At 32.6% G+C, this 13338-nt stretch carries 14 protein-coding genes and 1 riboswitch; of the genes, 4 read left to right on the top strand and 10 right to left on the bottom strand.

The annotated features are described in order from the left end of the window. Positions 1–315: 315 nt before the first annotated feature. From K7G79_RS07165 to K7G79_RS07150, 4 genes are all read left to right on the top strand, one after another. On the top strand, positions 316–606 hold the full coding sequence (locus tag K7G79_RS07165; RefSeq protein WP_223550550.1) for a helix-turn-helix domain-containing protein: 291 nt from the start codon (positions 316–318) through the stop codon (positions 604–606). Positions 607–650: 44 nt separating this feature from the next. Further along, positions 651–747, top strand: a riboswitch (SAM-I-IV-variant riboswitch). A gap of 63 nt (positions 748–810) precedes the next feature. Further along, entirely contained in the window at positions 811–1170 is a 360-nt protein-coding gene (locus K7G79_RS07160; RefSeq protein ID WP_223550548.1) for a hypothetical protein, read from the top strand. 304 nt (positions 1171–1474) lie between these two features. Then, entirely contained in the window at positions 1475–2863 is a 1389-nt protein-coding gene (locus tag K7G79_RS07155; RefSeq protein WP_223550546.1) for a hypothetical protein, read from the top strand. 41 nt (positions 2864–2904) lie between these two features. Continuing rightward, positions 2905–3132, top strand: a complete 228-nt coding sequence (locus K7G79_RS07150; protein WP_223550545.1) for a hypothetical protein — start codon at positions 2905–2907, stop codon at positions 3130–3132. Between the two features lie 256 nt (positions 3133–3388). Here the strand turns inward: K7G79_RS07150 and K7G79_RS07145 are convergent, their stop codons facing one another. From K7G79_RS07145 to K7G79_RS07100, 10 genes are all read right to left on the bottom strand, one after another. Beyond that, complete coding sequence (locus K7G79_RS07145) at positions 3389–3874, bottom strand: hypothetical protein (RefSeq protein WP_223550544.1); 486 nt, start codon at positions 3872–3874, stop codon at positions 3389–3391. Positions 3875–3933: 59 nt separating this feature from the next. Then, entirely contained in the window at positions 3934–4389 is a 456-nt protein-coding gene (locus K7G79_RS07140; protein ID WP_223550542.1) for a hypothetical protein, read from the bottom strand. A 25-nt stretch (positions 4390–4414) separates the two neighbouring features. After that, positions 4415–5119: a M48 family metallopeptidase gene (locus tag K7G79_RS07135; protein WP_223550540.1), complete on the bottom strand. Its 705-nt coding sequence runs from the start codon at positions 5117–5119 to the stop codon at positions 4415–4417. Beyond that, positions 5120–8380 carry a type I restriction endonuclease subunit R gene (locus K7G79_RS07130; protein ID WP_223550538.1) on the bottom strand — a complete coding sequence of 1087 codons (3261 nt, stop codon included), beginning with the start codon at positions 8378–8380 and terminating at the stop codon, positions 5120–5122. It abuts the gene before it with no gap. A gap of 189 nt (positions 8381–8569) precedes the next feature. Further along, positions 8570–9085: a hypothetical protein gene (locus K7G79_RS07125; protein ID WP_223550537.1), complete on the bottom strand. Its 516-nt coding sequence runs from the start codon at positions 9083–9085 to the stop codon at positions 8570–8572. 3 nt (positions 9086–9088) lie between these two features. Then, positions 9089–9820: a DUF3800 domain-containing protein gene (locus K7G79_RS07120; protein ID WP_223550535.1), complete on the bottom strand. Its 732-nt coding sequence runs from the start codon at positions 9818–9820 to the stop codon at positions 9089–9091. 16 nt (positions 9821–9836) lie between these two features. Next, entirely contained in the window at positions 9837–10178 is a 342-nt protein-coding gene (locus tag K7G79_RS07115; protein WP_223550533.1) for a hypothetical protein, read from the bottom strand. Positions 10179–10180: 2 nt separating this feature from the next. Beyond that, the gene (locus tag K7G79_RS07110) at positions 10181–11446 is read right to left on the bottom strand and encodes a restriction endonuclease subunit S (RefSeq protein WP_223550531.1); all 1266 of its coding nucleotides are present in this window, start codon (positions 11444–11446) and stop codon (positions 10181–10183) included. Next, positions 11443–11850 (bottom strand): hypothetical protein, encoded by a 408-nt coding sequence (locus K7G79_RS07105; protein WP_223550530.1) that lies wholly within the window; start codon positions 11848–11850, stop codon positions 11443–11445. The genes K7G79_RS07110 and K7G79_RS07105 overlap by 4 nt, the downstream gene beginning before the upstream one ends. Beyond that, the gene (locus K7G79_RS07100; protein ID WP_223550528.1) at positions 11847–13334 is read right to left on the bottom strand and encodes a type I restriction-modification system subunit M; all 1488 of its coding nucleotides are present in this window, start codon (positions 13332–13334) and stop codon (positions 11847–11849) included. The genes K7G79_RS07105 and K7G79_RS07100 overlap by 4 nt, the downstream gene beginning before the upstream one ends. Positions 13335–13338: the final 4 nt, after the last annotated feature.

The raw sequence follows: 13338 nt of genomic DNA, 5'->3' as shown, positions 1-13338 counted from the left end.
TTAAAATATTTACTTCATACTAGCTAAGATGGACTTAAATTAGTTAATTCTTCCAATTTTCATCTTAGCTAAGGTGGAAATTTCATGTAAATATCAGGTAATCAATTATATATGATGTTTTTGTAATGAACTCTGATTTTCATCTTAGCTGAGATGGAATGCCTTGTAAACCAGTATGTTAAAGTTTTTAGAAAAATTGCTAACTTCAATATTAAGAGGGATATTTGTAAGACAAGTTTTAGGTGCATCAAAAACTTTTTAAAAAGTTCAGGAAAAACTAACTGGGCTTATTGTTTAATAATAAAAATAAATATAATGAGTAATAAGCAACATATTTTTCAATTAACTACAGAAGAGTTTATTGAATTAATTAGAGAGGTGGTTTTGTCAGTTGTCCCACCAATAAATAATTTAACTGACAATCAAATTAGTAATGAAAGGGACTATCTAACAAGAGATGAAGCTAAAGACCTTCTTAAAATTTCTTATGCTACATTATGGAAGTATAATAAGGAGGGTATTTTGCCAGCTACAAAAATAGGTAGCAGAGTGTATTACAAAAGAAAGGATATTGATGATGCGATGGAAGGAGGTGCTTATGTATAGATAAAGAGAATTTAATCACTCTAGCGAGAGTATAAATTGCAACTACATAGCATCAAGAACACATTAAATTGTGTGCCAACCGAGTAAGGGTCAATCCACGGTGGCTTAGAATGCGGACATTCGTCAAAAACATAGACTAATCCTATCACTTCTATTCTTGTTGTTTTAAATAAAATAATTATTAACATTTAAAACAAATAAATTATGAACTACTATCACATTTCACCAATTAAAAACAAAGCCAGTATAATTAAATCTGGATTACGTTCTAACAGCAACGAAATATTCGTATACACAGAGCCTATGCAACATTTTTTTATTGCTGCTAATCAATTAGGCATATCAGAATATGCAATATTCGAAATATCCAAAAAAGGGATTACAGGGAATATCCTGAACGATAATGTGGCTGAGTTTGGCTCAGGTTGTCAATACATAATTGAACAAAAATTAATTGACTCAAAACATATAACACATATAACGGATGTGTTAATGAATATTTACGATTTGATTAATATGACCGAGAAAATGATGTTAAGAAAAATGGGATATAAAAAAAGCTAAATAATAGACTCAATGCGTCGTTATCCAAAAAGATTAAGCCGATACAATTAAGTCCATGGCACAAATTATAGACCTTTGACTCATGATGAATTTAACATTTAACATTCAGGATAATTTTGACTTATTAGAAATTATAGGCTAGTAAGCACTTAATTTAAATGGATAAGCAATACAACTTCTTATTGTATTGGGAGTGCCTTTAGCGCACCAACTCTTAACAATATCCAATTTTAATAATCATAAGACTTAAGTAGTGTTTTCACATTACCCTGCACTTCCTATGTCTTTTGTAAACCTGTAAATTATGAAAGAATACCATATAATAATACCAAAAAGACTCAACCTAGAAGAGCGATTAAAGCAATATCCTCCTGACTTTGAATTTAATTTGGACTTCGTCTATTTTGTAATTAGCGATATCTTAAAACAAACTGCGTATAAGTTCCAAGAAAAGGATAACCCCAATATAAAATTTGAAAATATTTATATTCAACAGTGTGCAGATGACTTACAATCTCTGAATCGAAATTATCGTAAACACATGAGATATCTGTGTGAAAATTTCCCAGGAGCAGGAAATATATTATGGAGAGAAGATTATAGAGAGGGAGTTTGTTATTCTTATAAGCTTGCACCTTATTATGAAAAAGGAACACTTAAAACAGTTATCCTCAAAGATAAATGTCTAATAAATAAAATTAAAGCAAAGTCCGAATTTACAGTCCCAAATAAGCTCAAAAAAACGTATAATTTCCTAATCGGATACATTGACCCCAATAGGCTAAAAATAAAGACTGAAGATGCCTTAAAATACTTGTCAGACCAATACAAAAGGGATAGAAAATACAAAAATCAACTCATAAACTTCGTTAAGGTGTTAAGCCTTCAAAATGAAGAGTATTTTATAAGCTATAATCCCAAAACGGATGGGCGAGTACATACTAATATAACCACTTTCCCTAAAGACTTACGGAAGTTCTTGCGTTATGACGGAAAACGGTTAGCCGAAATCGACATCTCTTCTTCTGTTCCTACTTTCTTATACTTTTTATTATCCAATATAAGTACTAATAATACTCATATCAATAATGTTATTACTTGTAGTAAAGCCTACTTTATTCATTATATGTCAGTAAAAAATTCCGTAGGGCTTGATATGAAAGAGATTGAGCTTTTCGGTAAACAGATATTATCTGGGGCATTTTACAAGGGTTTTATTGAGGATTTTCATAAGGCTCATTACATTATAGGTAAACTAGAACCAGATGAGTATTATTTGAAAAACGTAAAGAAAATTTGCGGAAGAGAATTTGATGGAGACCTGAAGGATTTAGAAACAGTAGTGAAGAAAAACATGTTGTCTATGTTCAATGCAAAACCAAATAAATTTCTAGTTGAAGAGATATTCTTTTGGAAGAAATTCCCAACTATAAATTACTTCATAATGGCTTTAAAAAAAGAGAATCACAAATACTTCTCTCATATGATGCTGCAAATTGAAAGCTATTTTATGCTTTATATTGTTGCACGACAATTGAATAACATGTGCAGAAGAAAAATTCCAATATTAACCTTACATGACTGTATTATTACTACCGAAGATAATATGAAAAAAGTTTATGATTTCATGAATAATAAATTGAGAGAAGAATTAGGCTTTGAAGCTAAGATGAAATATAAAATTTATAAATAACATAAAACAATTATAGTATTAACGTTTAATTATTAAATAAGATGGAAAGACAAGATTTAATCGCACAATTAACATGCACCTTTCTTAAAGTGCTCAACCTAGTAGATAGGCAAGAATTTAAAGCAAAAGAAATATTTTCAGAAGACCAGTTAGAGCTTATCGAAGATGTCTGGCTTCATTATTCAGATGGTTTCGAAGCAACCATACATGACGAACTTGTAGATTGGAATATACGATTTAATCATATGACTTCTTTATTCAATAGGTAACTCGAGAGAGGTAAGAAGGGTAACTTAAATTAGTAAATAACTATACTTTTAATAAAGGAATATAAAGCTGTTTGCTTAACTAAACTTTAAGATATGAGTTACCTTTCTTGCCTTTTATTATAGTATTTTTTGAAGTTAAGCAATGGATAATAGCTTGAAAACCTCCATCTCTCATAATTATAGAATTAGAGGAGAAGTATGTGTCACAGATAAAATCTACGAATAACGGAATTGTAAGAAATTGATAATTAATTATTTATCTAATAGGTAAAACTAATCTTTTATCTTTATCAATACTCCATTGTACTTGATAAGTATATCCATCAATTACATCAAGTAGAATAAAATTATACATATTTTGTGTTGGATATAATTTATATCTACCAATTTTTGCAATATGTGCATAAGTTAATCTTACATCTAAATCTTGGGGTTTAAAATATTCAATATCTTCCGAACTTAATTCAGTATTATTCTCATAATTTTCTTCCCAATATTTATAACGTTCATTGTATTCTTCAGTAATCTCCTCAACACTCAATGAAATTTTCCAGTCACTTAATACGCTTTGAAATGCGTCAACATCTCCAACCCCATATTGTACCTGCCACAATAATCCATTTGAGGTATCAAGTTTTATGAATGTATACATATTTTCAGTCGGATACAATTTATACCTTTCAATATCATCCTGCGAATAAGAAAGAATTGGGATAAACAACAATAAAAATAACTTTTTCATTTAGGTTTTAGATTATTTAATTTTTACTCAGTAAAATACAAACTTTCATTTATAGTTTATTATTTCAATAAAAACTCTGTCACCGCATCCCAATCTGGAAAATCCTGGCTTCCAAAGTGAATCCATTTACCATTGAAATCCTCTGCTCCATTATTTGGTCTGTCATCTATTAGATAATCTCCTGCGTTTAAGTTCTTGTTATGGGATATAATTAATCTTTTATAGAATAAGCTGTCTTTCTCTTTGCCAAAATATTGATGCACCCATTTGAGCTTATGTATCCAAGCACTTGGGTTTAACCATGGAGCTGTTGAAAGTATGTATAAGTCGTATTTGTCTGAAAGTTTATGAACTGATTCTATAGCTCTAGGTATGGGTTCCATGAGTGAAAATATATTGGGAACTTCATCCAACCTGCCATCATATTCCATAATGGTTTCATTATCTAATTGTTCTATTCCTGATTTGAAATCAACTAAAACATTATCCATATCGATATAGATGATTTTTTTCATTATTCTAAATATTTGATAATTATTATTACACCATCAACCGCTCCAACCTATCTTTAGTTGCTTTCCAATCAGGATATACCTTTTCCAATAGTTCAAAAAAAGCGGTACTATGATTTAAATATTTTAAATGACAAAGCTCATGCACGATGACGTATTCTATACACTTTTTTGGTGCTTTGATTAGTTCTAAATTTAAATGAACCTTACCATTTTTATCACAGCTTCCCCAACGTTTTTTCATCCATCTGTAAGTAAGTTGTGGCTCACTTTCGTAAAAGCTTTTTGAGAGTGATTTAAGCTCATTAAATAGGGTTTTAAAGTGTTTGCTTGCTTTATCCTTATACCAGCCTTTTAAGAGCCTCTCAATTGCTTTTTTGTCTTCTTTATCCTTCACATAAACATGGATTCGTCTTCCAGTTAATTTGACCTTCTGCCTTGATGAGTCTTGAAGTTTTAATCTATACTGCCTTCCTAAATAAAGATGCGTCTCACCACTAACAAACTTTCGTGGGGGTGTTAATGGATGAAAGGATAAAAAGAAGTCTTGTTGCTTTAGTATCCAGGAACTTTTTTTCTTAACCTTTTCCCTAACTTTTTCAATAGAGGTTTCCTCTGGAGCCAACACTTTTATCGTTTTATCAGGATATACTTTAATGCCAAGAGTTTTTCTTGGCTTGTACTCCAAGTCATATTCAATAACAGTAGTGCCATAAGTGACTTTATCTTTCATCTACTTGTATTTTAAAATGGCAACTTTTAAACACTGCTCTATCAAACTATCTATTTTATTCCAGTCCGTATCCAACTCATGTTTTTTCATAAGCTCATACAATTCATCTCCTATAGCAATGTTTATTTTTCCTGCTATATCTTCATTGGTGTGCCAGTCAATTATTTTATTACCATTAATATATATATGCTTTTTAACAGTGTCGTCAATGGATAAACTTACTTCAATATGGAATGAAGACTTTAATAATTCAGAATTATCATAAATAGATTTACTAAAATTGTAAAAAGCCAATGCTGCATCATTATTAGCCAATTCTTTTGGTGCATCTTCAGACCGACCATGAAGGAACTTCTCTTCATGAGCTTTAGCTTTATTAAGAAATTCTGCCTCGGAAATTCTCTTTTGATAATACTCTTCTATAGTCTCTTTAATCAAGTCAGCAAGCTTTTTGTAATATACAGGGTCTTCTTGCATTTTCATATTGATTGCCTTGATAGTTCTTGAAGCAATATGGTCTGCCTGAGCTGCTTTACCAGTTATCTTTTCTAACTCTGCCTCTCTAGCTTCTTTGTTTAATACATCGACTTCCTCAGTAACTATTAAAATATCTCCCTCCGTTGAAATATGTTGGTTAATCAATTTCTGAATTTGTGGTTCAAATTCCTTATAGGATAAATCATCGTTAAATCTTCTTTTCACGTCTACACGTAATTTCAAAAAGAACTTGGCATCTCTCTTATACATCTCAATTTTTCTAGTATCTGTATTAGTAACAAAGTCAACTGAGGATAATGCCATTTTTAATAACCTGGCAAAATGAGTTAACTTCTCATAGAACTTATTCCTAATATCCTCAGGAGCTAATAATTCTTCATAAGCAGTTGGCTCTAGATTTCTATCTTTTAAGGTTTTGAATATATCCCAAACTTCAGAATGAGCTTGAGGCAATTTTTTTACCTCCTCGTTTAAATTTGTTAACGTACCCTCAAGGTCATCATCTTCAAAATCTGTCAACCCTGAATAGGTACTTAATGCATTATCCAGGTTTTCAAGGTTACCATAGTAATCAATTATATAGCCGTAATCCTTACCTGGGTATACTCGGTTCACTCTTGCAACGGCTTGTAAAAGGGTATGTTCTTTTAACGCTCTGCATAAATAGAGCACAGTGTTATTTGGTGCGTCAAATCCAGTTAAAAGCTTAGCGACTACAATCAAGATTTCTGGATGTTCTCTTTTTTTAAATTGTGTTATCACACTTTTCTCAAAACGCTTAAGGTCGCCATATTTATCAATCATGGCATCAAAATAGGTGTCCTCCATTCGCTTTTCTTCATTAGTATTGTAAAACCCATCTTCTGTACCTTCTCGCTGGTCAGATTGCGTTACAATAACCTCCGAACTAACTATTCCAATATCATCTAGATATTTCTTATATAATAAGGCAGTTTTAATGCTTGGAGCAACCAATTGAGCTTTAGGTTTATACTTATCACCTTGAGTTTGAAAAAATCCTCTGTAATGCTCTGATATATCCCAGGCTCTGGCATAAATGACTTTCTCTGCTTTGTTAAGCTCATTTATAGTATTGAATTTCTTTTTGAGGCTTGCTTTACCATAATCTGAAAGCGGTTCCGCTAGTTTATCAAAATAACGGTTTATAGGGTCTTCATCAACAGTAATTAAATTGTGTCTACCTTCATAAAGAAGCGGCACCACAGCACCATCCTCAACAGCATCTTTTACCGTATACGGAAGCCCTATATAACCACCAAACTTCTTGGCAGTGCTTTTCTCCTTTTTCATCAACGGTGTTCCTGTAAAGGCTAAAAAACAAGCATTAGGGAATACACGCTGCATACTCACATTAAAAGTTCCATACTGTGTTCTATGTCCTTCATCAATCATCACAAAAATGTTAGGCGATAAGAATGGTTTTTTAGATTGCTTAACGGCTGCTTCAAATTTGTTAATGATTGTTGTGATAATAGCATCACTATTGTCATTTAAAAGCTCTGTTAAATGAGAACCTGTTCTGGCTTGCTTAACTTCCTTCTGGCATTTTTTAAAGGTATCTGAAATTTGGTCATCCAAATCAATTCTGTCTGTAACCAATAAAATTTTCGGGTTAGATATCTCCGAACTTGAAGCTATCATTTGAGCTAACATGACCATAGTTAGGCTCTTCCCGCTGCCTTGCGTGTGCCAAATAACACCACCTTCTCGTTTACCTGTATTGTCAAATCCTGTAACTCGTTGCAATGTGTCCTTAACAGCAAAATATTGCTGATAACGAGCTATTTTTTTGATACCCTCATCATATATGGTGAAGTTTCTTATAATATCAATTAATCGCTCTGGTCGGCATATGCTGTATAACAATTCATCTTGCTTGGTTAAAGCTCTTTCTTCCTGTTCCAAACCATCAAAATACCGTCTGGCATAATTAAAACCAAAGGTTCGTTCTGCAAATAAGTCGTCCTTAACTTCTGGCTCAATAGGTTTATTTTTAAGTTCCGTTAGAGTGTTCCAATAATTAGACTCATCATCCTTATTTGGAAACTGCTCCTTCCATTTAGACCAGAATTCTTTACTGGTTCCAGTCGTTGCATAACTACCGTCATTTGTTGCAATACTCAACAATAAATTAGAATATTGATATAACGACCTAATTCCTGTTTTACTAAAGTTTCTTATATGTTGCTCTATAGCCAATTCATTAGGGCTTTTTGTACCTCCTAAAGATGGACTCTTACATTCTATAACAACCGTTGGGATACCATTAATAAATAAAATGATGTCTGGTCTGTAGGTGTCTGTGCGACCTTCTCTTAATACACTATATTCCTCAGTCACATGAAAGGCGTTGTTTTCAGGGTGTTCCCAATCTATGTATTGTAGGGTATGGCTCTTCTTATCACCATCAATAGTTTGCTCCATGGCTTTACCAAGGGTAATTAGGTCATAAAATGCTGCGTTAGCATTTAGAAAACCATCTTGAATAGGTAAGTCTTTTAAAGCTAAAATGCCTGATTTTATATTTGCATCTGAAAATTTATAGGTCTTTCCCTTTCTTTGGATACTATTTATCTTGTCCAGTTGAGTTTGAAGTACATTCTCAAACAATACTTGGGATTTTTTACCACCTCGCCACTCTAATGCCTGCTCTGGTGATACATAGGTGTATCCCATATTTATAAGCATTTGTATCGCTGGTATTTGTGAGATATGGTCTTCTAAAAATGATGGTGTGTTCATCCTGCTTTGGTATTATTTTTGAACTCTAATAGTTAACAAAAATGTTAATAACATTGTTTTTTATATTATTTTGTTTAAATTTGTACTGTCAATACCCAAAGGGTAAAGGACTTGGCTTAGCACTTGTTGCATCAGTCGTATTGCCTTAAGATACGTGCCTCACTTACGAAGTGAGGTTTTTTTATGTCTTTAATTTTGGAATCCATCGTACCAAATTTGGAACCTTCTTCTTTCAATAATATCCACTTTAAAAGCTGTAACCAGTTGTAGAGAGGTTGTTATTTCACGAATTATGACTACATAATCCCTCTCATGCAACCAGTAATACTGTTGGTTTTTACCATTAGCATGTACACGCTCAAAATATCGTATACGAGCATCCTCTTTATAATGTATAACTGGTTTAATCCAATGAATTTTATTTGCTCTCTCAGGGTCAAAATTTCTTTTTCCTGAATGCTTGCTTTCTCTTGTGCAAACGTGCTCAAAACCTACAGGTTTGTTACGAAATAAAGGGTGTCTGGATTTTCTTTTATCATAAGCTACCTGAATTTCATTTATATAAATAGGCTCATCAATCAAATCTTTTTTAAATACTCCATAAAGCCTATACATTTGGTCTGAAGTAGGCTCATCCATGTCGAGATATTCAAATAAATCTTCAACCAAATCCAATTCGTGTTCTTCCTCAAAATAATCTATCATCTCTTACTTTTGGGTTTGGATTTGAAAATCAAAAATGTTAAACTTTTCTTCAAACGGAGGGGTGCCATCGTGAATAACATACCCAGATTTTTGCTCCAAATAGGTAATTATTTCCTTTTTTACTTGTGAAGAACCTATTTTTTTATGAAGCTTTCGAGCCTTGTAAGTTATAGCACCAATAAAAAAATCTGCTAGTTGTAAAAACTCACTTTCATCAGACCTTATATGTTGAAAAAAATTAAAGGGCGAATTTCTGTTATACTTTTCTCTATATTCTAGATTTAGCCTTGTATCCAGTTTGTTTAAACGTTCTTTTCCACGTGTGTCCTTTATATCTAAAATGACTTTATGAGGCGTTTCCAAGTAATTGACCCAAGGATTTCTTAATAGTAAAAAAACTAAAGTGTAATAAAAAGAATTATGGTCGCCTTTATTATATTTCGAATGGTCTAATTGATTCTTGTTTTTGACTAAAATAGCTCTAAACTGCATCTCACTTTCAAAAAAATAGTCAATCAGCTCTTTATAAAGTCCGATTCGAGAGTACGAAAGTTTATTCCATTTTATTTCGGTTGGAGACTTGTGTTTTAGCTTTATTGCCTTAATTGCTTCTTTATATTGAGAATAATTTTCTGAAGCTATTTTAGTGTATCCAATGCACATCAATGGCTGATTGTCATTCTCTAAATGACAACTTTCATCAATGTAAATATTGTATTTATATATGTCCTCCATATGTATTATTATTTATCTATCTAATTCGTTCAAAATCTACTCTATCTCCATTTCCAAGTTCTAATGTCATTACTTCATCCATAAGCATCCAAACCTTTAACTCTTGATATTGGGGCTTGTCAACTGAAAAACGTATGCCCTCCACCGTAATATTGAATGTACCATCTTGATTATCAACTATTCCCTTTATAGCACCTTCCCAGGCATAATCAATTTGGTTTCCAGCATCATCAGTGCCATGAATACCAAATCTTGATAAACCTCTTCCTGTATCGTTATTAAATGTTCGAATTGCAAAATCAGTAATTACATTACCATGTGAATGCCTCCAAACACCATATATATCTTTTAATTCCATAATTATACTTTAACTCTAATTTTACCCGTTAACAACTGTTGCATTAAGCCTTTTTTTTGTTCTTCTAAAGCTCGAATTTCTCGTTTAAGCAGCTCAATTTTATTATCCGAAGTGTTTAGAATCGAAATAATATTTTTTTGCTCATCTAATGAAGGAATAGGCATTTTGAGTTTAATAAATTCAGTCTGACCTAAAGTTTTATTTCGTCCCGCTCCACCAGGGGAAGCAAGCCCTAAAAGATGTTTTCCCATTGCAGTTTTAAAAAAGTATAGTAAAAAATCTAATTCTAAACTCTCATTAGGTTTATACATTGGAAAACGATGTGAAGCTATCATTCCAACTTCATTAATTGTGGTTTTTGCAATAGCATGTTCCCAAGCAAAAACAATATTTACTATAAAACAATCTTGTTGTATCCAGTATACAGATTTGTTTCCTAGACTTTGTCCAGAGACTTCCTCTTTATAAAAAATCCCTTTACAATGAGAACGAATTCCTATTTGACGATAATTTTCAGTACTAATTGGAACTAATCTTTCTTTAACTCTAATTAAAACTTCTGAAAGTGGTTTTAATTCCCAATCTTTAGGTAGGTCGCCGATTTTTGTTTTGACTTTTTCATTGCATTCAACAAATTTTTTTAAGCGTATTTTACCACTGAGTAAATTTTGCTCTAAGCTTTTTCTAAGTAGAATATTAGAATTTAATAGTTCCTTTTTTAATCTAATTGTTTCATCCCAAATAGATAAAATAAAAGCAATTTTTTGTTGTTCTAGAAATGATGGAATTTGGATTGGTAACTTTACCAGTTCCCCTTTATTAAGTTTTGCCCTTGTGCCGCCATTTAGATATTTTAAAATATTTTTATGCTGTAAACAATAGAAAATGAAATCATATGAAAAATTCTGTCTAACTCTTATAACATGGGCATGGTTATTTACCCACGACTTTCCTTTTACTCTATAGGCAATAGGTCTGTCTAGAAACTCATCAAAATAACCTCCATCTTCAGCAATTAAAATTAAATCTTCCTCAAAAAGATAACCATCTATGTAATCCACTACACCATTTGCTCCATAATACGGAATATCACCTTTTCTTAATTTTCTTTCTTCAGAATTGAGAGGTTTTCTTCTATTATCTAATATTTCAGCACAATCCCGAAGACTTTTTACATCCCAATCTTCTGGAATCCAGCCTATTTTTGTCTTCTTAAAACCAATTTTGGTTCCGAGTTCTTCAGCATGTATTTTTAAGGTCTCATTCATGAATAATCAAACTTCTTTTTTACATATGATATCAATAGGGAAAAATCAGAAAGATGTAAGCTTTCTGGATTTCTAACTTCAACTCCGCCACCTAACTCTTCGATAGAAAAGTGGATTTCATAAAAATCTGGTGCTCCTAAATGTACTGTCGCTATGTGTTTCTTATCTCCTTTAGTTAACTCAAAAAAGTATCTAATATGAGTAACATCATCATAAGGACATTCTTCCCTATATTCTTTATAGGTTTTATAAAAAGGTTGAGGAGGAAAGCTTCCAGTTCTTCTATTGTTTTCAATATAATAACCCGTAAACTTTACACTTACATCATGCAAACTTGCAATCTCCAGCATATACCCCTTAATTTTGTCATCAATAGCCAAAAAATATTCTTGTAAACTACTCATATTCCTAATGCTGTTAAGTGTTGCTCAAGTTTCTTCTCCACTTCCTCAATCTGCTGTTTTATAGCTTTTATTTTTTCTTGTGTAGCCTTAATATCAACAGGTTCTTCTTCTTCAAAGGTGTCTACATAACGAGGAATATTTAAGTTGTAATCATTCTCTTGTATTTCCTCTAATGTCGCCACATAACTATATTTATCAATCGTCTCCCAATTCTTATAGGTGCTAAATATCTTATCAATATTAGCTTCACTTAACTTATTTTGGTTTTTAGCACTTTCGTACTCATTACTCGCATCTATAAACAAGATATCGGTATTATTGCCTTTGTTCTTATCAAATACTAAAATGGTAGCTGGTATGCCTGTTCCAAAAAAGAGGTTTGCAGGCAAGCCTATAACAGCTTTAAGCAGGTTTTCATCAATCAACTGCTTCCGTATTTTACCTTCAGAACTGCCTCTAAACAAAACACCATGAGGTAAAACAACACCAGCTTTTCCATGCTCATTTAACGTTTCAATCATATGCGTTATAAAAGCATAATCCCCTTTGCTTTTTGGTGGTACTCCTCTGTGAAAACGTTGGTATCTGTCTGCACTGGCATTTTCGGCTCCCCATTTATCCAACGAAAAAGGTGGATTTGCCACAACCACATCAAACTTCATTAAGGCATCGTTCTCCTTTAACAATGGATTATTAAGTGTGTCTCCCCATTCGATATCGGCATTATCCATTTCGTGTAAGAACATATTCATACGTGCCAATGCCCAGGTGCTTCCATTAATTTCCTGACCGTTTAAAGACACATTTTTACTGCCTATTTCATCAGCTACCTTTAACAATAAAGAACCAGAACCGCATGTAGGGTCGCACACTCGGTCTCCAGCTTTTGGCTCCACTAGTTTAGCTAACAATGTAGATACTTGTGAAGGAGTGTAGAATTCCCCCGCCTTTTTACCTGCGTCAGAGGCAAAGTTGGAAATAAGGTATTCATAAGCATCACCTATCACGTCATTGCCTTCTAAATTAGATGGTCTTAAATCCAGACCTACAAAATCATTAAGCAAATGTTTTAGTCTACGGTTTCGGTCTTTGGTTTGCCCTAAGTTAGGTTCTGAATTGTAATCTATATTACGGAAAACCTTCTCCAGTTTAGAGCGGTTGGCGTCTTCAATGTTTTCTAAGCAAATATTAATTAGCTCTCCAAGGTTGTCCTCATTTCTATGTTCATAGAGGTAATCAAAAGAGCTGTCTTCTGGCACTTTAAAGCGTTCATGCTTCATTGCACGCTCTACACGCTCCTTATCACCATTATATTTGTTCATATAATCCGCTCTCTTTTCTTTGTTCACATCAGAGATGTACTTGATAAAGAGCATGGTTAATATATAGTCTTTGTATTGTGTGGCATCTATGGTGCCTCTAAAGGTGTCGCAAGCTGCCCATACCTTATTGTTAATTTCTTGTTGTGTTAACTTTTTGCTCATGATT

Source organism: Aestuariivivens sp. NBU2969 (genome assembly GCF_019931125.1).
Classification (GTDB): domain Bacteria; phylum Bacteroidota; class Bacteroidia; order Flavobacteriales; family Flavobacteriaceae; genus Aestuariivivens; species Aestuariivivens marinum.
Note: the sequence above shows the minus strand (reverse complement) of the source record. Positions and strands in the feature narration are given on the sequence as shown.